General features: G+C 63.7%; 18 protein-coding genes, 1 tRNA gene and 1 pseudogene. 6 read left to right on the top strand and 14 right to left on the bottom strand.

Features of this window, described 5'->3' with window-relative positions:
- The first annotated feature begins 42 nt into the window (after positions 1-42).
- Entirely contained in the window at positions 43-1,239 is a 1,197-nt protein-coding gene (locus tag X742_RS01000000170145; protein WP_245275542.1) for a glycosyltransferase family 4 protein, read from the top strand.
- 188 nt (positions 1,240-1,427) lie between these two features.
- Here X742_RS01000000170145 and X742_RS154565 read toward each other — a convergent pair whose 3' ends face one another.
- Complete coding sequence (locus X742_RS154565; protein ID WP_023772455.1) at positions 1,428-2,003, bottom strand: DUF1349 domain-containing protein; 576 nt, start codon at positions 2,001-2,003, stop codon at positions 1,428-1,430.
- Between the two features lie 64 nt (positions 2,004-2,067).
- On the bottom strand, positions 2,068-3,507 hold the full coding sequence (locus X742_RS154570; RefSeq protein WP_023772454.1) for an aldehyde dehydrogenase family protein: 1,440 nt from the start codon (positions 3,505-3,507) through the stop codon (positions 2,068-2,070).
- A gap of 275 nt (positions 3,508-3,782) precedes the next feature.
- Here X742_RS154570 and X742_RS154575 point away from each other — a divergent pair, with 275 nt between their 5' ends.
- Positions 3,783-4,442, top strand: a complete 660-nt coding sequence (locus tag X742_RS154575; protein ID WP_023772453.1) for a TetR/AcrR family transcriptional regulator — start codon at positions 3,783-3,785, stop codon at positions 4,440-4,442.
- 80 nt (positions 4,443-4,522) lie between these two features.
- On the opposite strand, the gene X742_RS154580 is transcribed toward X742_RS154575, so the two are convergent.
- The 10 genes and pseudogenes from X742_RS154580 to ssuD all read right to left on the bottom strand — a co-directional run.
- Complete coding sequence (locus X742_RS154580) at positions 4,523-5,008, bottom strand: hypothetical protein (protein WP_023772452.1); 486 nt, start codon at positions 5,006-5,008, stop codon at positions 4,523-4,525.
- A 167-nt stretch (positions 5,009-5,175) separates the two neighbouring features.
- Complete coding sequence (locus X742_RS154585; protein WP_023772451.1) at positions 5,176-6,423, bottom strand: SfnB family sulfur acquisition oxidoreductase; 1,248 nt, start codon at positions 6,421-6,423, stop codon at positions 5,176-5,178.
- Between the two features lie 24 nt (positions 6,424-6,447).
- Complete coding sequence (locus X742_RS154590; RefSeq protein ID WP_023772450.1) at positions 6,448-7,239, bottom strand: ABC transporter ATP-binding protein; 792 nt, start codon at positions 7,237-7,239, stop codon at positions 6,448-6,450.
- 66 nt (positions 7,240-7,305) lie between these two features.
- Positions 7,306-8,643, bottom strand: a complete 1,338-nt coding sequence (locus X742_RS154595) for an ABC transporter substrate-binding protein (RefSeq protein ID WP_023772449.1) — start codon at positions 8,641-8,643, stop codon at positions 7,306-7,308.
- 79 nt (positions 8,644-8,722) lie between these two features.
- Positions 8,723-9,763: a branched-chain amino acid ABC transporter permease gene (locus X742_RS154600; protein WP_023772448.1), complete on the bottom strand. Its 1,041-nt coding sequence runs from the start codon at positions 9,761-9,763 to the stop codon at positions 8,723-8,725.
- A 3-nt stretch (positions 9,764-9,766) separates the two neighbouring features.
- Positions 9,767-10,666, bottom strand: a complete 900-nt coding sequence (locus tag X742_RS154605; protein ID WP_031247951.1) for a branched-chain amino acid ABC transporter permease — start codon at positions 10,664-10,666, stop codon at positions 9,767-9,769.
- Positions 10,663-11,607, bottom strand: a complete 945-nt coding sequence (locus tag X742_RS154610; RefSeq protein WP_023772446.1) for an ABC transporter ATP-binding protein — start codon at positions 11,605-11,607, stop codon at positions 10,663-10,665. Before X742_RS154610 ends, X742_RS154605 begins: the two co-directional genes overlap by 4 nt.
- A gap of 124 nt (positions 11,608-11,731) precedes the next feature.
- Positions 11,732-12,835 (bottom strand): dimethylsulfone monooxygenase SfnG, encoded by a 1,104-nt coding sequence (gene sfnG, locus X742_RS154615; RefSeq protein WP_023772445.1) that lies wholly within the window; start codon positions 12,833-12,835, stop codon positions 11,732-11,734.
- Positions 12,836-12,997: 162 nt separating this feature from the next.
- Positions 12,998-14,455 (bottom strand): FAD/NAD(P)-binding protein, encoded by a 1,458-nt coding sequence (locus X742_RS154620; RefSeq protein WP_023772444.1) that lies wholly within the window; start codon positions 14,453-14,455, stop codon positions 12,998-13,000.
- Positions 14,456-14,534: 79 nt separating this feature from the next.
- A pseudogene (ssuD, locus tag X742_RS1000000172435) lies at positions 14,535-15,692 on the bottom strand (FMNH2-dependent alkanesulfonate monooxygenase); the annotation flags it as partial.
- A 670-nt stretch (positions 15,693-16,362) separates the two neighbouring features.
- Between ssuD and X742_RS154640 the strand changes: the two are divergent.
- Together X742_RS154640 and X742_RS154645 are read left to right on the top strand one after the other, a co-directional pair.
- The gene (locus tag X742_RS154640; protein ID WP_023772440.1) at positions 16,363-17,037 is read left to right on the top strand and encodes a GntR family transcriptional regulator; all 675 of its coding nucleotides are present in this window, start codon (positions 16,363-16,365) and stop codon (positions 17,035-17,037) included.
- 190 nt (positions 17,038-17,227) lie between these two features.
- A complete protein-coding gene (locus X742_RS154645; protein ID WP_023772439.1) occupies positions 17,228-17,929 on the top strand; it encodes a Crp/Fnr family transcriptional regulator in 702 nt (233 codons plus the stop codon).
- Positions 17,930-18,651: 722 nt separating this feature from the next.
- Here the strand turns inward: X742_RS154645 and X742_RS154660 are convergent.
- Both X742_RS154660 and X742_RS154665 read right to left on the bottom strand, forming a co-directional pair.
- Positions 18,652-18,727 (bottom strand) — tRNA-Ala (locus X742_RS154660).
- Between the two features lie 173 nt (positions 18,728-18,900).
- Positions 18,901-19,290, bottom strand: a complete 390-nt coding sequence (locus tag X742_RS154665) for a TIGR02300 family protein (protein ID WP_023772436.1) — start codon at positions 19,288-19,290, stop codon at positions 18,901-18,903.
- Positions 19,291-19,496: 206 nt separating this feature from the next.
- Here X742_RS154665 and aroA point away from each other — a divergent pair, with 206 nt between their 5' ends.
- Together aroA and cmk are read left to right on the top strand one after the other, a co-directional pair.
- Positions 19,497-20,855, top strand: a complete 1,359-nt coding sequence (aroA, locus tag X742_RS154670; RefSeq protein ID WP_023772435.1) for a 3-phosphoshikimate 1-carboxyvinyltransferase — start codon at positions 19,497-19,499, stop codon at positions 20,853-20,855.
- A gap of 157 nt (positions 20,856-21,012) precedes the next feature.
- Positions 21,013-21,663, top strand: coding sequence for a (d)CMP kinase (gene cmk / locus X742_RS154675; protein ID WP_023772434.1), 651 nt, complete (start codon positions 21,013-21,015; stop codon positions 21,661-21,663).
- Positions 21,664-21,713: the final 50 nt, after the last annotated feature.

The raw sequence follows: 21,713 nt of genomic DNA, 5'->3' as shown, positions 1-21,713 counted from the left end.
GCTTGCGCCGCTACTCCTGGCGCGAAGCGTCGGGCGTCCGCTTTGAGCGCGCGGCCCGACGTCGACATGCCGGCGCACGGCAGCCGGCGACGCGTGCTGATCGTGTGCCATGAGCCGGCGTTTCCGCCGACTTCCGGCGCGGATCTTCGCAACTATCGCAATGCCGTGGCGGCGGCCGCGTTCGGACCGGTCTGCCTGGCCTCGGTGTGGCCCAGGGCCATCGCCATGACCGCGCCCGATCCGCTTATCCGCACCGAGGCGCTGTCGATCGAGGGAGAGCCCCGGACGGCTTCCATCGGATGGTGGCGCCTAAGGGAGGAGCATCGCATTTCGCGCGCGGCCCTGGCGCGGCTGGAAGCACTGATCCTGGAGTTCCGCCCGGACACCGTCGTGGTCGAGAGCATCGGCCTGTTCAAGCTGCTGCGGCCTTTGCGATCGCTGGCAAAGCAGCTCATCCTCGATATGCACAATGTCGAGTCCGACCTGTCCGCGCAGATGAAACGCGCCGAAGCCACCGCATCGCGCTTTTCCGTGGCCGCATCGCGGCCTGGCATCAGGCATCTCGAAAGAAAGGCGCTCGCCCTTGTCGACAGGGTCTGGGTCTGCTCGAACGAGGACCGCGAGAAGCTGATGCGCGTTGCCGGGCGCACGATGCCCATCGATGTCGTTCCCAATGGAATTCCCAACGTCGAGGCGATTCCCGATATGCTGCCCGCGGAACCGTCGGCCGACAGCGGCTTTCCGGTGATCCTTTTCATAGGTCATCTCGGCTATCCTCCGAATGTCGACGCCGCCGGGCGATTGGCCCGGACCATATTGCCCCGCATCCGCCAGGCCCTGCCCGACGCGAAGCTGGTTCTAGCTGGACGCGGCCCGGAACCGCCCGTGCTGGCCCTGGGCGGATTGCCCGATGTCGAGCTCGTCGAAGATCCCGAAAGCGTGGCGCCGCTCCTGTCCCGCGCGCATCTCAGCATCGTCCCGCTCCGGGCGGGCGGGGGCACGCGCATCAAGATCCTGGAGGCGATGGCCTGGGGGGTGCCGGTGATCGCGACACCGCTCGCGGCCGAGGGCCTGGGCCTGGTCGAGAACGACGAGGTGCTGCTGTCGGCCAGCGACGAAGGCCTGGCCGCCATGGCCGTCCAACTTTCACTCGACGCCGGGCGCCGGGCAAGGCAGCGCGTGCGCGCCCANGCAAGCGATCCGCGATGCCGTCCGCGTCGGGCTTGCCCTGGACAGTGACGGCGATGACGACCAGCCATCTCCGAGCACCCCATGAGCCGCCGATGGTCCCGCGGATCCTGCACCAGACGTGGAAGACCGACAACGTCCCGAACGCTTCCAGGCCTATGCCGAGCGCTGGAGCGCACTGGGGTCGCAATGTCCTACCGGTCCGTTCGCACACGCCACGCGGAGCCCGGTTGCCAGGGTCAGTCGTGCAGATCCCGCGCAATCGGCGGGCCGACCGAAAATCCGGAGAACGTGACTTCGAAACCTTCACGCTGCGGCGAACAGCACATCACGCCGACATCGACCATCCTCGAGGTCGGGAAATAGGCGAGCCGCACCGGCTTCCAATGACCGTCGGAAGCGTCGAGATACTGGACGCGGACCGCCTCGCCGTGGCGGGTCAGGCGGATCCTGACGCCGTCAGGGCCGGCGGCAATGGCCACCAGCGACCAGTCCGAAGTGTCGTTGGTGACGACGACGGAGAAATAGGCAAGGCCATCGGTGTATTCGATGCCGGCCTTGATCCAGTGCATTTCGCTCAGTCGGACCATCAGCCCGGCCTGGTCGTAAAGCACCTCGTAGTCGCCCTTGACGGTCACTTCGGCGGTGAAATCGCCCTCGACCCGCCGATACAGGAAATGGCCGTTGTCGCGCCAGAAGCCATAGAAGGTCTGACGCCAGAAATCGGTTTCCTTGCCGGTGCGCACGCGCACGCCATCACCTTCGATCGCATGGTGCGGCGGCGGGTTGAGCCAAGTCAGGTCCTGCAATGTCATCCCTTTGCACCGGTCCGTTTCCAGAGGAGGTGACGGTCCGCCGGCGGTCGGCCGGCGCGCCAGATCATCCCGCGAACGTATAGGCGGTCTTTACCGTGGTGTAGAACTCCATGGCATAGCGGCCCTGTTCGCGCGGACCGAAGCTCGAACCCTTGCGACCACCGAAAGGAACGTGGAAATCGACGCCCGCCGTCGGCAGGTTGACCATCACCATGCCGGCTTCGGAGTTGCGCTTGAAATGCGTGGCGTGCTTGAGGCTCGACGTGCAGATGCCAGAGGTCAGGCCGAACGGAGTGTCGTTGGCAACGGCAAGCGCCTCGTCATAATCCTGGACCCGGATGACGCTGGCGACGGGGCCGAAAATCTCCTCGCGCGAACTGCGCATGGCGTTGGTGGCCTCGGTCAACAGCGCCGGCTTGAGATAGAAGCCCGGCGTCTTGCGGTCGAGCCGTTCGCCGCCGAAAGCGAGCGTGGCGCCTTCGCGGACGCCGATGGCGATATAGTCTTCGTCCTGCTTAAGCTGGATCGCGTCGACGACCGGGCCGATCTGGGTCCGCGCGTCGAGCGCGTCGCCGATCACCAGCTTCTCCATGCGCTCCTTGAGCGCGTCGACGAAACGGTCGTGGATGCCTTTGGTGACGATCAAACGCGACGAGGCCGTGCAGCGCTGGCCGGTCGAGAAGAAGGCGCCGTTCAGCGCGCAATCGACAGCGACCGCGAGATCGGCATCGTCGAGCACGACCAGCGGATTCTTGCCGCCCATTTCAAGCTGGAACTTGCGCATGTGCTCGACGCTTGCCGCCGCGACGCGCTTGCCGGTTCCCACCGAGCCGGTGAAGGAGATGGCGTTGACGTCGGGACTGTCGAGCATCGCCTGGCCGACCACCGAGCCCTTGCCCATGACGAGGTTGAGCACGCCCTTGGGCAGGCCGGCGCGATGCAGGATGTCGACGATGGACCAGGCGCTTTCGGGAACGAGCTCGGCCGGTTTGAAGACGATGGTGTTGCCATGGGCCAGCGCCGGAGCGATCTTCCAGGCGGGAATGGCAATAGGGAAATTCCACGGTGTGATGATGCCGACCACGCCGACCGCTTCGCGCGTGATCTCGACGCCAACGCCCGGCCGCACGCTTGGCACCACCTCTCCCGACAGGCGCAATGTTTCGCCGGCAAAGAAATCGAATATCTGGGCGGCGCGGATGGTCTCGCCAATGCCCTCGGCCAGCGTCTTGCCTTCCTCACGCGCCAAATTGCGGCCGAGTTCGTCCTTGCGCGCCACGATCTCGTCGGCCGCCTTTTTCAGCACCGCATGGCGCGCCAGCGGACCGGAACGGGACCACGCTGGAAACGCCGCCTGGGCGGCCGCTATCGCCTGGCCCGCCTGTTCGACCCCCGCCGAAGCATATTCGCCGACGACGTCGCCGGTATCCGAGGGGTTGATGTTGCGGGAGCCGGCATCGCCGACCCATTCACCATCGATGAGGTTCTTTCGAAACGCTGTCATGTCCTTGCCTTCCTGGCTGTTGGCCGCGCGGCGGCATCTGTCTGAAGTGGTATTTGCCAGACAATTGCCTTGCGGGAAAGCGCGCACTGTGTCTGGAGACCGCGACAAAAATCCCCGGGCTGCGCTCATGCCTTCGGGGCAGCGGCGACCGAGCCTCATCGCCAAGCAATCCGGCCAACATGGGCGGGCAGCGCTCCGGGTCAAGGCCGGAGGGCCCTGTACAGATATGTCCACAATCTTGATTTGCCTTGTGTGGCGTGTCATGCGTCGTCGAGATGGCAGCACTCGAAACGACGATCCAGCGCGCCGCCGCCACCGGCAACATCAAGGCTACTCGCGAAGACTGGCTGAAGCTGGCGCTTGAAACCCTGATCTCGGACGGTGTCGAACGCGTCCGTGTGCTGACGCTTGGCCAGCAACTCGATGTCTCGCGCTCGAGCTTCTACTGGTATTTCAAGAGCCGGCAGGATCTGCTCGACCAATTGCTGGACCACTGGCGGCAGACCAATACCCGATTCATCGTCGAGCGTGCCGCACGCCCTTCCGCGACTGTCATTCGCGGGGTGATGAGCATTTTCGAATGCTGGGTCGACGAAAAGCTGTTCGATCCCCGGCTGGATTTCGCCATCCGGGCATGGGCTCGCCGCTCCCCCAGCATCCGGCGTGCGCTCGACGAGGCCGACGAAGAACGCGTCACTGCCATCCGCGGCATGTTCTTGCGTCATGGCTATGAGGAGGAAGACGCGTTCGTTCGCGCTCGCGTGCTCTATTTCATGCAGATCGGCTACTATTCGCTCGAACTCAACGAGCCGATGAGCAGCCGCCTGCCGCATGTTGCCGCGTATCTGCGCAGCTTCACCGGCCAGGAGCCTTCGGCTGCGGATGTCGAGGATTTTTCGCGCTACGTCGCGAAAGCGGTCTCCGGCGGCCGGTAGCCGAAGACTCCGAACTCGCGATCCCAATAGCGCTTCGCCATGGAACGAAGACCAGGCGGCGATAGGATGGTAAGTTCCGGCTAAAGCGTAAACGACCAGAACAGGCAGGCCACCGTGGCGGCGGCAAAGATCACGAAGAACAGGCTGCGCAGCAGCACGTTGCGGCGCAACTCGTTCATGACGAAGTGGCAACCGACGACCGCCACGGCAAACAGGAACCGCCAGTTCAACAGCGCCAGAAGGGCGCTGCCCTGACCGAAGGCCCATCGGGCGAGCAGGCCGCCGACGATGGTGGCGAGCAGCACGATGACAGTCCAGAAGATCGCATCGGCGGCATGGAGGAGGACGATACTGGCCGCGCGGATCGGCAGGATCATCATCAACAGCGCGCTAAAGAAAAAGGCCGCGGCAAGCGGAATGAACGTTCCGGCGTCGGCGATGCCGTCGAGACGCTTGACGCCGATCACGCCATAGGGATAGCCGTGGCGGGCCACCGCAAGGCTCAGCGCCATGAGCAAGGCGGTCAAGACGGCGACGAGGGCGAAGGTCGTGAGGGCTTTGCTCATGGTGTTCCTGTCCTGGGCGAATCAGACAGGAACCGGTGTAACCGATGGTCGTAAATTGCGCGTAAGCGGTCACCCGCCGCGGGCATCCCGAAGGGGATGACCGTCAGGGCAAAGCCACTCGGCGACGACCAGGTCGACCGCAGCGCGCGCCGCCCGCCTCCGGCAGATCAGCTCCAGGCGTGCAGCGGCGGATTTTCGCCGTTGAGGAAATATTTGCCGAGGATCGAATATTTCCAGCGCACCGGATCGTGCAGCGTGTGCGTGCGGGCGTTGCGCCAATGGCGGTCGAGATTGTGTTCGGCCAGCGTCGAGCGCGTGCCGGCCAGTTCGAACAGCTTGTTCGTTGCGGCGATGGCGATCTCGGTCGACAGAATTTTTGCTTCCGCGGTGACGATCTGGGCATGCGCGACCGTCTCGGCTGTCGGCTCGGCCACCGCCTTGTCGATGGCATGACCGGCCTTTTCGAGCAGCGCCTGCGCCGCGTGCAGGCGCAGCGTGAGGTCGCCGATAGCCTGGATGGTGTAGGGATCATCCCAGGCATTGTCGAAGCCGCTGTCGATCCAGGCGCGACTCCTGGTCCTGACAAAGTGAACCGTCTCGTCGATCGCCGCCTGGGCGATCCCCGTGTCCACCGCCACCTGGATGATCTGGAAGATGGCGCCGTCGGCGGTCGGCTTGTCGTAGCCCTTGTAGCCCGGCACCAGATACGTCTTCGGCACCTTGACGTTGTCTATGATGACAGTGCCGGAGAGCGTCGTGCGCTGGCCGAAGCTCGACCAGTCGTCGATGACGGTCAGGCCGGGCGCGCCGCGGTCGGCGATGGCATACCAGGCGCGACCTTCGTCATCGAGCGCCACGATCGGCACCAGATGGGCAAGCAGCGCGCCGGACGAATAGAATTTGCGGCCGTTGACGACGACATGGTCGCCGGCATCGGTGAAGCGGGTTTCGAAATCGGCGGCGCGCTTGGAGCCGAACTCGGAAAAGGCGTTGCCGAACCGGGTGCCCTTCAGCGCCTCGGTGAACAGCAGTTTCTGCTGTTCCACATCCGACACGGTGCGAATGGCGGCGATGACGCCGAGATGGTTTTGCGCGACTTGGCCGATTGAGGAATCGGCCGCCGAGATGATCTCGATCACCTTGGCCAGCGTCGCATAGGACAGTTCCGGCCCGCCGAATTCCTTCGGCACATTGATCGACCACAGGCCGCTTTGGGAAAAGGCGTCGAGCTCGGCAACCGGCCAGATACGCTCGCGGTCGCGCCTGGACGAGTCCTTGATGAATTCGGCGGCGAGCGCATGGGCGACGGCGATCGCCTCCGCATCGTCCCTGATGATGTGTGCTGGTGCCGAGGGCCTTGCGACCGGCGGTACGGCGGCGGAAGCATGGTCTGTCTTGACGGTCGAGACGGTCATTTCATTGCTCCTTCAAAATTCGGTTCAGGCAACGGCGTGGAGACGGGATGGCTTGGCGGCGGGCGACGGCTGCTGGCCGAGATAGAGCGCCCTGATATCCTCGCGCTGGCGAAGATCGGCGGCCGCGCCGGACAGGACTGAGACGCCGCTTTCGAGCACAGTGGCGTGGTCGGCATAGCGAAGCGCGACCGCCGAGTTCTGCTCGGCGACCAGGATCGACAGACCGGTCTCGCGGTTGAGTTTTTTCAGCGTCTGAAAAATGTCCTGCACGATGAGCGGGGCAAGCCCCATCGAGGGCTCGTCGAGAACCAGGAGGCGCGGCCGCGACATCAGCGCGCGGCCGATGGCAGTCATCTGCTGCTCGCCACCGGAGGTGAGGCCGGACAATGTCCGACGCTTTTCCCTGAGGCGCGGAAAACAGGAATAAACCCGTTCGAGGTCCGCGTTGATCTCGGCGCGGCGGCCGCTGCGGCCGATGCCGCCGGCGACCAGGTTTTCCTCGACTGTGAGGCTCTTGAAACAGTGACGGCCTTCCAGCACCTGGACCAGCCCGGCGCGTACGAGATCGCCCGGCTTGCGGTGAGAGACATCCGAGCCATCATAGCGGATGGAACCGGCGTTGACCTGGCCGCGCTCTGCCGGCAGCAGATTGGAGACGGCTTTCAACGTGGTGGTCTTGCCGGCGCCGTTGGCACCGAGCAGCGCCAGAATCCCGCCCCGCCTGATCTCGAAGCTGACGCCATGCAGCGCCGTGATGGCGTTGATATAGCTGGCGTGGACCGCGTCCACGGCCAGGATGATGTCGTCGTTCGGCATGGCTGTTCCCGTGCTTTGCGGATGCGCCGGGCGCCGAGGACGGTGTCCACGGCGCCCGCCCGGAAATCAGTTGGTGGTCACGGCGTTGGCATCGTCGGCCGTGCGCAGCTTGATGCCCTTCTCGGCGGCATAGGCCTCGGCCGACTTCTCGATGATCGGCCGCAGCAGCGCCCAATCCGGCGCGATCCAGTCGGAAACGACGTTCCACTTCTTGCCGTCCCACTGCTGGAAGGTCACGTAGCCCTCGCCCTCGTGGTTGTCCCAGCTGACATTGATCGAGTGGAACAGGTCCTTGGCCCCGAGCGCTTCTACCTTGGACGGGTCGAGCTTGAGGTGTTCGAAGCCCCAGCGGACTTCGTCGCCGGTCAGCGTGCGATGGCCGAACTTCTCCTGCGCGACGCGGATCGCCTCGACATTCAGGATGCCGTTGACGATGCCGAGATTGTGGTAGACCGAGCCGATGCGCGACTTGTCTTCGAGATTGCCCTTGCCGGCGCCGTAGACGGTCTTCACGATCTCCTGCACCACCGGATAGGTGCTGCCCGAGGCCTGGGTGGTGATGGCGGTGTAACCCTTGGCGGCATCGCCGGCGGGGATGACGTCCTCTTCCGAATTCGACCAGACATTGCCGACGATGTGGTCGACGGGGTAGCCGACCTTGACCGCCGTCTTGAGCGCCACCGGGTTCATCACACCCCAGCCGCGCAGGACGACGAAATCAGGTTTGGCGCGGCGGATGGTCAGCCATTGCGACTGCTGCTCGTTGCCGGGATGCGGCACTTCGATCTGCTGCACGGTGAAGCCGTATTTCTGCGCCAGCAATTCATAGATCGGGATGGTCTCCTTGCCGTAGGGCGAGCCGTGATAGAGCACGACGATCTTCTTGCCCTTCAGCTTGTCGATGCCGCCTTCCTTGGCGGCGATGTAGTTCACGATGCCTGACGTCTCGCTGTAGGGGTTGAGCAGCAGCGGGAAGACGTAAGGGAAGACGCGCCCGTCGGTGGAGTCGGTGCGGCCGTGGTTGACCGTGATCAGCGGCACCTTGTCGGCGGTGATACGGTCGATCATCGCATAGGCGATGCCGACCGAGAGCGGGTTCCAGGCAGCGGCACCCGCATGGCTCTTCTGCCGCTCGTAGCATTCGACGCCGCGCTCGACCTCATACTGGGTCTCGCACTCGTCCCAGGTCAGCTTGACGCCGTTGACGCCGCCGTCGCGGATGTTGATGAGGTTGAGATAGTCGATGAAGCCGCCGAAGAAGCCGGTGCCGCCGGCCGCGTAGGGTCCGACGCGATAGCTCTGCAGCGGGAAATATTGCTCGTCGGCATGAGCGGATGGCAAGGCCACCGACACGATCATCGCCGCGGACAATGCCGCCGCCTTGATGGTGCTGAGGAAGGTCATGGCTAGGGTACTCCCGGTATCGGCCGTCTTTGATCCGGCCTCTGGTTCATCTTCGAATAGGATTTTGCAGTGCGAGGGCTCAGGTCGATTGCCAGGCGAACAGAAGCCGTCTTCGGATCCTGTCCCACAAGGCCACCAGCCCGTCGGGTTCGAGGATCAGAAACAGGATGATGAGGACGCCGAGCACGACGCGCTGGCTCATGTCGAGGACGCCCGAGTCGAAGACATCGCCAAGCAGGAAGCCGCCGAGGCGCGACAGTGCGAGCGGAAAGACCACGATCAGGGCGGCGCCGAAGAACGCGCCGCGGATCGATGCGAGGCCGCCGATGATGATGATGAACATTATCTGGAACGAGCGGTCGAGATCGAAGCCATCCGGCTCTACGGTCCTGAGATAAGCGAACGCCCAGATGACACCGGCGACGCCGATGACGAAGGACGAGACGGCAAAGGCCAGAAGCTTGGTCTTCAAGACCGGGATGCCGATGATGCGAGCGGCGGTCTCGTTGTCGCGGATGGCGATGAAGTTTCGTCCGGTCTGCGACGACACCAGCCGATAGGCGAAGAAGGTCAGGACGACGACGATGGTCAGTGCAAAGAAGTAACGGCCGACGGGGCCGTCGAGTGTGAAGCCTGAAATCGACAGCCTCGGCGCATCGATGACGCCGGATGCAGAGTTGTTGGAAAACCAGCTGAACTTGGTCAGCGCCCATTGCACGAAGAACTGCGCGGCAAGCGTCGAAACCGCGAGGTAAAAACCTTTCAGCCGCAGGCTCGGCAGGCCGAAGACGATGCCGATCGCGGCGGCCACGATGCCGGCGAGAAAAATGCTGCCGATCAGTGGCAGGCCTTCGACGCGCAGGTTGAGATTGTAGGTGGCAAAGACGCCTGTCGCCATGAAAGCGGCGCTGCCCAGCGAAACCTGGCCGGCGTAGCCGGTCAAGATATTGAGGCCGACACCGGCGAGGCTGAGCGCCAGGAACGGCAGCAGGATGGCCTCGAACAGGTAGCTCGAGCCGATCAGCGGCACGACGCCATAGGCCAATGCGAGCAGGAGTGCGGGCACCGCCCAGTTCGGCAGCACCGTAGCGGCGGGAAAGTCGCTTGTAGTCGCGGCCATGGCTCAGACCCTTTCGACGAGCTTCTGGCCGAACAGGCCGGAAGGACGGATCAAGAGGAAGACAAGCGCAACGACATAGGCGAACCAGCTCTCGATGCCGCCGCCGAAATAGTCGCCGATAAAGACCTCGGCGAGCTTCTCGCTGGCGCCGATCAATAGCCCGCCGACAATGGCGCCAAGAATGGAATCGAAGCCGCCAAGCACCAGCACCGGCAGCGCCTTGAGCACCACCAGCGACAGCGAGAACTGCACCCCGAGGCGGGCGCCCCAGAGCAGCCCGGCGACCAGCGCGACCAAGCCGGCCGCCGCCCAAACGATGGCCCAGATCAGCGGCAGACGCAGGCCAACCGCGAGTGCGGCGAACTGGTCGTCGGCGACGGCGCGGAAGGCGAGGCCGATGCGGGTGTAGCGGAAGAATAGCGACAGCAGGAGAACCATGCCGGCCGCGACCACCGCCGCGAAGATATCGAACTGGCTGATCAGCACCCCGCCGACTTCCAGCGGCACATCCTCGATGCCGAGGTCAAGGCCATGGACCTGCGTGCCCCAGATCAGTTGGGCGGCGCCCTCGATGATGTAGGACAGGCCAAGTGTCGCCATGAACAGGGTGATCGGCGGCTTGTTGGTCAGCGGCCTCAGCACCGTGCGCTCGATGGCGATGCCGATCGCCACCATGGTGGCGAACGTTGCCACCAACGCCAGTGCAAACGGAACACCGCGTTCAACAAGGCTGACGAAGGTGAGGGCGGCGAACAGCAGCATCGCGCCTTGGGCGAAGTTGAGCACGCCCGAAGTCTTGTAGATCAGCACGAAGCCGATCGCGACCAGCGAATACATGACGCCGGAAAGCAGCCCGCCGACGAGCACCTCGATGAAGAACTGATAGTCGAAATCGGCGATCATATGCCCGCCCTTCCTTCATTGCGAGAGAGGGCCTCACCGTCCGAGGCGACGCCCAGATAGGCATCGATGACGCGCAGGTCGTTGCGGACCTCGTCGGGTGTGCCGTCGGCTATCTTGCGGCCATAATCGAGAACGGCGATACGGTCGGACAGGCCCATGACGATGCCGACATCATGTTCGATCAGGACGACCGTGGTGGCAAAGCGGTCACGCGCGGCGCGCACGAAGGCAGCCATTTCGCTCTTCTCACCTGATGTCATGCCGGCCATCGGTTCGTCGAGCAGCAGCAGGCGCGGCTCCGCGACCAGCGCCCGGGCGAGTTCGACCCGCTTCTGCAGCCCGTAGGGAAGCGTGCCGGCAAGACGATCGCGCACGGCGGTGAGGTCGAGAAATTCGAGGATCTGATCGGCGCGACTGCGTGTCTCACGTCGCTCGCCGCGCGATCGTCCGATGCCGAGCACCTGGCCGGCGAAGTTGGAACGGACCTTGTAGGCAAGGCCGGAGGCGACATTGTCTAGGACGCTCAGTCCCTTGAACAAAGCAAGGTTCTGGAAGGTCCGGGCGACGCCGAGATGGGCCAGCCGCTGCGTCGGCACCTGCGCATAGTCGACTCCGGCGAGTTGGACCTGGCCGCGATCGGGCCGGTAGAGACCGCTGATGACATTGATCAGCGAGCTCTTGCCGGCGCCGTTCGGGCCGATGATGGCGCGGATTTCCCCTGATCGAACAGACAGCTCGATGTCGGCCAGCGCGACGACACCGCCGAACGACAGGCCGATGGCCTCGAGTGAAAGCATCGGGGATGTGGCAGCCGCGGTGCCTGCTACCGGCACGGTACGGCCTTCGGACGGCTGCTGCGCCGAAGGCAGGCCCCGCGCAAAAACTTCCGGCGCATAGACCGAGGCTTCCATCGCGCCTAGGGCATAGCTGGGCAACGGCATTCCAATCGTCCTCGATTTCGCCCGCAGGCGCACGAATTCTCGATGCCGCCCGAAAAGATCGAGCGCGCTTGAAAACTTTCATTCGGGTGCTGGCCGGATTACCCGGCCAGCCTTGGGGAGATGACTATTCCGCCGCCAGCGAAGCCGCCTGCTCGGCATCCTCCAGCTGGCGAACGAGCGGGATGACATGCCTGCCGAAATACTCGACCTCTTCCTGGAAATGCAGGAAGCCGAGCAGGATGAGATCGGCGCCGGCGCGCTTCAAATCGACGATGCGCTCGGCAACCTGTCTCGGCGTGCCGATCAAGTTGGAGCGAAAACCGTCATTGTACTGGACGAGGTCGTCGAAGGAGGACTTCGCCCAATTGCCCTCGCCTTCCGGCGAGGCCTTGCCGGCGTTCTTGACCTCGTGCCCGAAGGCGTTGACCGCTTCCGGATTGGCCTTGGCGATGATCTCGGCAAGCACCGCCTTGGCCTCGTCCTCGGTCTCGCGGACAATGGCGAAGGCGTTGACGCCGACCTTGACGGAATGATTGCTGGCCTTTGCCTTGGTCTTGAGATCATCGACCTGTTTGGCGATTTCGGCCGGCGTGTTGCCGTTGGTGAAATACCAGTCGGAGACGCGTGATGCCATGTCGCGTGCCGCGCGCGACGAGCCGCCCTGGAAGATCTCGGGCAGCGGCCGCGGCGGCTTCGGTTTCAGCGAGTATTCGTTGAAGCGGTAGAAGTCGCCTCGGAAGGTGAAGCTGTCTTCAGTCCATATGCCGCGCAGCGCACGGATGAATTCCTCGGAGCGACGGTAGCGCTCATCATGGTCGAGCCAATGCTCACCGATGGCGTGGAACTCTCCACGGAACCAGCCGGAGACGAGATTGATGGCGACACGTCCGTTGGTCAGATAACTGATGGTGGCAATCTGCTTAGCCGCCAGCGCGGGATTCCAAGGGCCCGGGAGGATCGCGGCGATCACCTTCAGCGTCGTGGTGGCGGCCAGCAGGTCATGGCTGAACGCCACTGATTCATGCTGCTCGTCAGCGCCGTAGCCGGCGGTGAAACGGATCTGGCTCAGCGCGTAGTCGAAACCGGCCTTTTCGGCGATCTGTGCCAGCTTGCGGTTGTACTCGGCTGAATGGCTGGTGCGCTGCTCGACGTCGGAGATCACCAGGCCGCCCGAAACATTGGGCACCCAGTAGGCGAATTTGACCGCGTCGGTTCCTGCGTGTGCCATGAATTGTCTCCCAGTCAGGCTATTGATCGGTCCAGCCGCAGCCAGATGTCCCCATAATTTATTATGTTTATCGAATTTATATACAAAGGACGATTTTCCCTTTTTGGCGCGCTTGCGGGACGGAAATACCAATTTTGCGCCAGCCATGCCGGCTTGCGGTTGTCAGCCCGCGCCCGCAACGCTCCCGACGTTGGGGCCAACCGGTCCACCTGAAGAGAGTGTGTCGAGCAGCCCCGCGATCTCGCCCGCGACCCTTTGGGCGTGGCGAGCAACCTCCGGCAGGCCCATGAGTTCGCCAAAGGTGCCTCGCGCCAGCGGACCGGCGACGAAAAGCCCGGCAACCGCCTTGTCGTCACCACCGACGGCGCGGCTATCGAGGCTGGTCTCGATGCCGAGCCCGTATGCGTCCGCCCTGATCAGACTGGCCTCAGTCAGGGAACGCAGCGCCGGATTTAACTGGAGCGCCTGCCCATGGGCCGGCCCTGTCGTGTTGATGACGGCATCGAAGCTTGCCGTCTCGATGCGCGTCTGTCCGCGCCGTTGAAGGCTGACCGCGAGGCTGTCGCCCTCGTCGTTCGACGCGACAAGCCGGGCGGCAATGGTGTCGAATGTGCCGGCGGTCTGGCGGTGGTCGAGCACGGAAGCCACCTGCGGTGCGATCCTGAAGCGATGCACGTCCCAAAACACGCGCAGCTTGCGGACCAGCCTTGTCCGCTCTGGCGGAGCGAGGGCGGACCACAGCACCGGCCCTTGCATGCGCAATTGGTCGAAGACCGACTGCCAGTTGACGTTGGCGGCTCGCGCCGCGGCCAGCGTGGCGCGAATGTTCTTCAGCAGGCCAAGTGCGGATGTGGCCGGCACCGACGCAAAGTCGCCGAAGGGCTCATGTCTGATATCCGGGTGGCCGCGCGAACGCAGTCCGCGGCGCGACAGCGCCAGGATGCGGCCGCGATGCCCCCGGCGGTCAAGCTCGGCCACCATGTCGGCCGAGGTCAGTCCGGAGCCGACGATCAGGACCGACGCCTCCGGGCCGATCCCGGCGAGTGCCGACGGCGCGTAGGGATCGGCGATGAAGCCAGGTGCTTCGGCCAACAAGGCAAGTGCTGCCGGGATGGCCGGCAGAGGATGAGTCGCGGCGAGCACGACGATGTCGGCCGCGACAGGTCCGGCGGAGGTCTGTACCGTCCAGCCCGCGCCGTCGGCTCGAATTACCCGCGTGGCCTGAGCCTCGACATGACTGATAGCGCCCGAGCCGAGCCAAGGTGCGAGCTGCTCGGCGACATAGCGACCGAACACGCGCCGGCGCGGAAACACGTCGCCGTTCTTCCACAGCGCATCGGGGTCCCGCTCGATTTCGCCACTGCCGGCCAGCCAGCGCGCAAAATGCTGCTGGTCTTCGGGAACCATGCTCATCCGGACGGCCGGGACGTTGACGCGGTGCGACGGCTCTTCGCTGGAATAGGCAAGACCGCCGCCGAGCGCGGAACGCGGTTCGATCACCGAGATCGACAGGCGCTCCGGCCCATGCGCCCGCGCAAGGTGCCAAGCGACCGCCGCGCCGGAAAAACCACCGCCGATTATGGCGACGCGTGATCGGCGGACCGGAGCCAGCGCGTTCACGAGGCGCTGGCGAGCGACTTCGGCCGATGGTCACCGGCAATGGTCTCGCCGAACGGCCCGGTGTTGACCGACGACCCGNGAGCGACTTCGGCCGATGGTCACCGGCAATGGTCTCGCCGAACGGCCCGGTGTTGACCGACGACCCGGCCGACTTGACCGGATGATCGGTCGGCAGTTTCGGCAGCACCAGTTCGCCGAAACGATAGGCTTCCTCCAGATGCGGGTAGCCGGACAGGATGAAGGTGTCGATGCCGAGGCGACGGTATTCATCGATGCGCTCGGCGATCGTATCCGGGTCGCCGACCAGTGCCGTTCCCGCACCGCCGCGCACAAGGCCGACGCCGGCCCATAGATTGGGCGCGATCTCGAGCTTGTCACGGTTGCCGCCATGCAGCGCGCTCATGCGCGCTTGGCCGACCGAATCCATGCGGCCGAAGACTTTCTGCGCCGAAGCGATCGTCGCGTCGTCGAGCCGACTGATCAGGCTGTCGGCGGCGGCCCAAGCCCGTTCGGTGGTTTCGCGGGCGATGACATGCAGACGAATGCCGAACGAGAGTTTGCGGCCGGCCTTGTCGGCCAGTTCGCGCACGGCATCGAGCTTGCGTCCGACGTCGGCCGGGGGTTCGCCCCAGGTCAGATATTTGTCGATTTCCTGCGCCGCGACTGCCGATCCGGCATCCGATGAGCCACCGAAATAGAGCGGCGGATAGGGCGCCTGCACCGGCGGGAACAGCAACCTTCCGTCCTCGATGCGGAAATGCTTGCCCTCGTGCTCGACCGTCTCACCGCTCAGCACCCGCTTGTAGATTCGGAGGAATTCCTGCGTCACCTCATAGCGCTCGGCATGCGAGAGAAAGATGCCATCGCCCTTGTTCTCCAGCGGATCGCCGCCAGTGACGACATTGATCAGCAAGCGGCCGTTGGAAATGCGGTCGAGCGTGGCGGTCATGCGCGCGGCAAGCGTCGGCGACTGCAAGCCGGGCCGCACGGCGACGAGGAAACGCAGCCGCTCTGTCAGTGGCGCCAGCGCCGAGGCAATCACCCAGGAATCCTCGCAGGCCCGGCCGGTCGGCAATAGCACGCCGTAATAGCCAAGCGTGTCGGCGGCTTTCGCCACCTGCGTCAGATAGGGCAGATCGACGGCCCTGCCTCCCTCGGTCGTTCCGAGATAACGGCTGTCGCCATGCGTCGGCAGGAACCAGAGAACCTTGACGCGGTCGGGAACATCTTGGGTCATGCCCTGCCTCCCGCGGTTGGGCAATGGCGGCCCGGGTCCGGCACGGTTGAGAGTAGACGCGGAAATGCTGGCATGGCGTGGTCCTGTGCAGGGAAAAAATCGCCCGTGCAGATTGCTCATTCTATAAATTCTGTAGAGTTAGTTTGTTCTAAATCCGTCCACGGTATTGGAAATTCTTCCTNGCGGCCCGGGTCCGGCACGGTTGAGAGTAGACGCGGAAATGCTGGCATGGCGTGGTCCTGTGCAGGGAAAAGGATCGCCATGCAGATTGCTCATTCTATAAATTCTGTAGAGTTAGTTTGTTCTAAATCCGTCCACGGTATTGGAAATTCTTCCTCATGCCCCTGCGAGAGGATAGGCCGGTCCCGGCTTGTCTAGTCAGAACGCCGGCTCGACCGCGTTGACGTTGTCCTTGGCGACGACGGTCGGCGGGGGTCGACGACGGCGGCGTCGCCTTGGAAGGATTGGCCTCCTTCAGGCGTCGAGTGACTTGACCGANGGCGGGGGTCGACGACGGCGGCGTCGCCTTGGAAGGATTGGCCTCCTTCAGGCGTCGAGTGACTTGACCGACGCTTCCTTGTCGACAGGGACGCCCCCCCATTGGGTGCATTCCAATTTACATTCTAATATAATCCCATCATTTCCGGCGAACGAACGCTACGGATTTGCCATGGACCTTGACCCGTCGACCCTCAATCGGGCTTTGCCGCTGCGCGATCAGATCTATCAGAAGATCCGCAACCTGATCGTCGTCGGACAGATGAAGCCGGGGGAGGTGATCAATGAGGTGGCCATCGCCGAAGCGCTCGGCGTTTCGCGAACCCCGGTGCGGGAAGCGGTCAAGCGCATCAGCGACGAAGGCCTGGTCAATATCCTGGCGCAGACCGGCACCTATGTCGCGCCGATCAGCCGCGCCGACCTCGAGGAGGCCTACGTCATCCGACGGGCGCTCGAGATGGAGAGCGCCAGGCGCGCGGCCGTCAAGCTCACGCCGGCATCCGCCGAATTGCTGGAGGATAATATGACGGCGCACAAGCTCGCCATCGCGCGCGGCCGATATGCCACCGCGATTCAACTCGACGATGTCTTTCATCGCACCATCGCCGAAATCTGCGGCCTACCGATGATCTGGCGAGCGGTCGACATCTCCAAGGCGCAGATGGACCGCGGCCGCTATCTGGCCATTCCAAAGCCCGGCTATGGCGAACAGACGATCGAGCAGCACGAAGCCATTCTCGAGGCCCTGAGGCGACACGATGCCGAGGGCGCCGCACAAGCAATGGAACACCACCTCGAGACGTCGTTCCGCAACACGCTCGAAGTCGCCGCGGACCTTCTCGGCTGAAGCCTTCTTCGGCGTCTGGCAGCGCTGCTGCTCCGGGGACGCCTAACCGTCGATGCTCTTGGCTTTCCACACAGGCGCAGTCGTTTGCCAAGCCCGCGTATGGAGCGTAAGGTCTGCCATCGGCCGCCGTTTATCCGGGTGCAGCCGACAGTAAGAGGGTACGTGCTCTTGCCCGTCAGGGAGAAGAGCCATGCCGCAATCCACGCTTCGCAACCATGTCTTGAAAACCCTCACTCCTGAGGATTTTGGGCTTTTATGGCCATCGATGCATCACGTCGAACTGGCCCTCAACGCCCGGCTGGAGGTCGCGTATCAGCCGATCGAGCATGTCTATTTTCCCGAGACGGGCATCGCCTCGGTTGTCGCCGCCATGACCGGAGGGCGGCAAAGCGAAGTCGGCATCATCGGCCGCGACGGCATGACGGGGCTAGCGGTCGTTCTCGGCCAAGACCGATCTCCCAATGAAACCTATATCCAGGTCGCCAGCAACGGCTGGTGCCTGCCGGTTGAACATCTTCGCATTGCGATTGCCGAGAGCCAAACCCTTCGCCCGTCGCTGCTTCGCTACGTCCACGCATTCCTGGTCCAGTCGTCGCGAACGGCGCTGGTCAATGGCCATTCGAAAATCGAGGAACGGCTCGCCCGCTGGTTGCTGATGGTTAACGATCGCGCTGAAGGAGATATTATCTATCTGACGCATGAATTTCTGGCGACCATGCTTGGCTCCAGGCGCCCGGGCGTTACCACCGCCCTCCAAATGCTCGAATATCGGGGGCTGGTTCATGCCAAGCGCGGCGAGATCACGATCGTCGACCGCATCGGAATGATAAAACTCACGGATGGTGCATATGGCGAAGAGGAGCAACATCAGTTCAGCATAGAGGCTGGCTGATCGTCTGGAATCGGACATAGGGTTGAGACCACCAAAGTCCTGCCGTAAACCATGTTGGTCAGGGTTCAGGGAGGAATTCTCGATGACCAACTCTTTTCACTCCATCACGGTTGAAAGAGCTACCGAGGCCTATGTTCTTTCAAGAGGCAAGGCTCGGTTCCTCTCCATTGCGCAGGCAATACGCGCCATCCGAACACTCATGCCCGCATGCAGGGCTACCGACCGCGAGTTGGAGGAGTTGCTGGCGACCCTATCCCTCGTTCACGGCGTACCGGTGGCCTTCGACACAAACTCAGCCGATGGCGTAGCGCCGCAGCTCCATTCGTAGGGCGGAGATGCCTGCGCTCGCGCAGACGCCTACCCTGTCGGACGTTCGCCAAGCGATTGTCCGCTGCCTGATCGACACCGTCGACAGGCCGTGCATTTCGATATCCGAGGTGAGCCACGCAGTGAGGAGAATGTACCCGCTTTGCGAACTCACGGATTGGGAACTTGGCGATCTCATTGCGCGAAGCGCGATCGACGCGGGATTTGCCGTCGAGTTCGGCGCTGACGTTCCGTGATCGTGCAAATCAGGCGTCGCCAATGGTCGAACAGGTCCGAGATGCGCCGCCGAAGCGAATAGACGCCAGCAGAGGCCGGATATGTCACGCTAGATGAAACACATCCACGGTAGAGGGCTTTGAAAGCGAAGCGTTTCCTTGAAAGCCCTGGAAGGCGACTGGTGGAGCCAATCGGGATCGAACCGACGACCTCTTGAATGCCATTCAAGCGCTCTCCCAACTGAGCTATGGCCCCACTCCCGGCAGTCAGCCGGCGCCGTTTCCGGCGAGAGATCGGCGCGGGTTGGAAGACCGCGCCGTTAGTGCAGGCGGCTTCTAACCCCGCCATTCCCAGATATCAAGCCTTCATCGGCGGCTTTTTCTTCACAGGGCGTGAAAGCCGGCAAACGCTTAGGTTAGACGCCTTTGTCAGACCTCGTCGTCGTCGTCGCCGACGCCGATCATGTCGGAAACGTCGTCTTCTTCTTCCTCTTCGTCGGCAAGGAAGGTGTCATCCTCGTCGTCGCCGAGATCGACGTCATCCTCGTCGTCGCCGAGATCGGGAAGATCGTCGCTCTTGGTGTCGTCTTCCGCCTCTTCGAGCGAGACGACCTCGACGCCCTCTTCCTCCTCGGCGTCCACTTCCTTCTCAGCCACTTCCTCTTCCTCCTCGACGGCGGCGATCTTGCCTTCCTCGAAATAGGAGCGCGGATAGGTCTTGCCCGTATAGGGCGAGACGATCGGGTCTTTGTTCAGGTCGTAGAATTTCCGGCCCGTTTCCGGGTCGATGCGTTTTGTGCCAAGTTCGGTTTTTGCCACGGCAAGCCTCGTCGATAAAAGAGTGGTCCCCTTAACCACAGTTTGCAGCGCTGTCAAAGCGAAAAGCCGGCGTCGCAAAACCAAGCACCGAAAGGCCTCGCGCCAAGTGACGAGCATGGGGATGACCATTTCGCCCCGCCGTGATACGAGACCGCCGCAACAAATGAAAAGCGCCGGCATGCCGGCAATCCGTCCAGGGAAATTCCATGTCTCACGCCGCCGCTGCCAAGCCGGCCACCGCCCGCAAGTCACCAGCCCTTTCCGGCACGGCGCATGTGCCGGGCGACAAGTCGATCTCGCACCGTTCCTTCATGTTCGGCGGGCTCGCCTCCGGCGAAACCCGCATCACCGGCCTGCTCGAGGGGGAGGACGTGATGCGCACGGGCGCGGCCATGAAGGCGATGGGCGCGCATATCGAGAAACGCGGCGCCGAGTGGGTGATCCGCGGCACCGGCAACGGCGCGCTGCTGCAGCCAGAAGGTCCGCTCGATTTCGGCAATGCCGGCACCGGCTCCCGGCTGACCATGGGCCTTGTCGGCACCTACGACATGGAGACGACGTTCATCGGCGACGCTTCCTTGTCCGGCCGCCCGATGGGCCGCGTGCTCGAACCGCTGCGCCAGATGGGCGTGCAGGTGCTCAAAGCCACGCCCGGCGACCGCATGCCGATCACCCTGCATGGTCCGAAGCACGCGGCCCCGATCACTTACCGCGTGCCGATGGCCTCGGCGCAGGTGAAGTCGGCGGTGCTGCTGGCAGGGTTGAACACGCCAGGCATCACCACCGTCATCGAGCCTGTCATGACGCGCGACCATACGGAAAAGATGCTCAAGGGCTTTGGCGCCAACCTGTCGGTCGAGACCGACGAGCGCGGCGTGCGCCACATCTTCATCGAAGGCCAGGGCAAGCTGACCGGTCAGACCATCGCCGTGCCTGGCGATCCGTCCTCGGCCGGTTTTCCGCTCGTGGCGGCGCTGATCGTGCCGGGCTCGGACATCACGATCGAAAACGTGCTGATGAACCCGACCCGCACGGGGCTGCTGCTGACGCTGCAGGAAATGGGCGGCCAGATCGACATTCTGAACCCGCGCAATGCCGGTGGCGAGGACGTCGCGGACCTGCGCGTTCGCTACTCCGAGCTGAAAGGCGTCGCCGTGCCGGCCGAGCGGGCGCCCTCGATGATCGACGAATATCCGGTGCTGGCCGTTGCCGCCAGCTTCGCCGAGGGCGAAACGCTGATGCAGGGGCTGGAGGAACTGCGGGTGAAGGAATCCGACCGGCTGTCGGCCGTCGCCAACGGGCTGAAACTCAACGGCGTCGACTGCACCGAGGGCGAAGCTTCGCTCGCCGTGCGCGGCAAGCCTGGTGGCAGGGGATTGGGCGGCCACCCCAATGGCCGGGATACGACGGTGCAGACCCATCTCGACCACCGCATCGCCATGAGCTTTCTGGTGATGGGCCTGGCGACCGAGAAGCCGGTCACCATCGACGATCAAGCGATGATCGCGACGAGCTTTCCGGAGTTCATGGGACTGATGACGGGGCTGGGCGCGGAGATCGAGTGATAGTGGCATTCGCGAACCTTGAGGATTGCAGCCAAACTGCGATGTCGGCGGGACAGCGCCCCCCTCAGTCCTGCTGGACATCTCCCCCACGAGGGGGGCGCGAAGGATCTCGGCGCTCGTCCCATTCATTGAGGCTTTCGATCCCGACGGCCCGCCAATGACCCACCCCTTTACCATCGCCATCGACGGACCGGCCGGCGCAGGCAAAGGCACGCTCGCCCGCCGTCTCGCCGACCACTACCGCCTCAACCTTCTCGACACCGGCCTCACCTATCGCGCCGTCGCCCATGCCTTGCTGCGGCTGGGCCTGCCGCTCGACAATGTCTCGGCGGCGGAAACCGCCGCCCGCCAGGTCGACCTGGCAAAGCTCGACCGCGCGGTGCTGTCGGCGCATGCGGTTGGCGAGGCCGCATCGAAGGTCGCGGTTTTTCCGACCGTGCGGCGCATCCTGGTCGAAAAGCAGCGCGACTTCGCCAGGACGCCGCCGGGCGCGGTGCTCGATGGCCGCGACATCGGCACCGTCGTCTGCCCTGACGCCGACATAAAGCTCTATGTAACGGCGAGCGCGGAAGTGCGCGCACAGCGCCGGCTGGCTGAGATCGAAAGCATCGGCGGCACCGCCGATTTCGCCGAAATCCTTGCCGATATCGTGCGCCGCGACGAGCGCGACATGGGTCGGGCCGACTCGCCGCTGAAGCCGGCCACCGACGCGCACTTGCTTGATACCAGCGAAATGGCTATAGAAGCCGCGTTTCTCGCGGCCATGTCCGTCATCGACGACGTGCTGGACAAGAGAAACAAAGCCTGATCCGGGTTTCATGCTGCTTCCGGTTGCCGGAGGCGAAGAAAATACCCATA

This window comes from Mesorhizobium sp. LNHC229A00, from assembly GCF_000502415.1.
Lineage (GTDB): Bacteria > Pseudomonadota > Alphaproteobacteria > Rhizobiales > Rhizobiaceae > Mesorhizobium.
Note: the sequence above shows the minus strand (reverse complement) of the source record. Positions and strands in the feature narration are given on the sequence as shown.

Bases quoted from the DNA above. Each gene is read 5' to 3' on its own strand.
- X742_RS154565 (WP_023772455.1), bottom strand. From the start codon at position 2,003: ATGACATTGCAGGACCTGACTTGGCTCAACCCGCCGCCGCACCATGCG.
- X742_RS154570 (WP_023772454.1), bottom strand. From the start codon at position 3,507: ATGACAGCGTTTCGAAAGAACCTCATCGATGGTGAATGGGTCGGCGAT.
- X742_RS154575 (WP_023772453.1), top strand. From the start codon at position 3,783: ATGGCAGCACTCGAAACGACGATCCAGCGCGCCGCCGCCACCGGCAAC.
- X742_RS154580 (WP_023772452.1), bottom strand. From the start codon at position 5,008: ATGAGCAAAGCCCTCACGACCTTCGCCCTCGTCGCCGTCTTGACCGCC.
- X742_RS154585 (WP_023772451.1), bottom strand. From the start codon at position 6,423: ATGACCGTCTCGACCGTCAAGACAGACCATGCTTCCGCCGCCGTACCG.
- X742_RS154590 (WP_023772450.1), bottom strand. From the start codon at position 7,239: ATGCCGAACGACGACATCATCCTGGCCGTGGACGCGGTCCACGCCAGC.
- X742_RS154595 (WP_023772449.1), bottom strand. From the start codon at position 8,643: ATGACCTTCCTCAGCACCATCAAGGCGGCGGCATTGTCCGCGGCGATG.
- X742_RS154600 (WP_023772448.1), bottom strand. From the start codon at position 9,763: ATGGCCGCGACTACAAGCGACTTTCCCGCCGCTACGGTGCTGCCGAAC.
- X742_RS154605 (WP_031247951.1), bottom strand. From the start codon at position 10,666: ATGATCGCCGATTTCGACTATCAGTTCTTCATCGAGGTGCTCGTCGGC.
- X742_RS154610 (WP_023772446.1), bottom strand. From the start codon at position 11,607: ATGCCGTTGCCCAGCTATGCCCTAGGCGCGATGGAAGCCTCGGTCTAT.
- sfnG (WP_023772445.1), bottom strand. From the start codon at position 12,835: ATGGCACACGCAGGAACCGACGCGGTCAAATTCGCCTACTGGGTGCCC.
- X742_RS154640 (WP_023772440.1), top strand. From the start codon at position 16,363: ATGGACCTTGACCCGTCGACCCTCAATCGGGCTTTGCCGCTGCGCGAT.
- X742_RS154645 (WP_023772439.1), top strand. From the start codon at position 17,228: ATGCCGCAATCCACGCTTCGCAACCATGTCTTGAAAACCCTCACTCCT.
- aroA (WP_023772435.1), top strand. From the start codon at position 19,497: ATGTCTCACGCCGCCGCTGCCAAGCCGGCCACCGCCCGCAAGTCACCA.
- cmk (WP_023772434.1), top strand. From the start codon at position 21,013: ATGACCCACCCCTTTACCATCGCCATCGACGGACCGGCCGGCGCAGGC.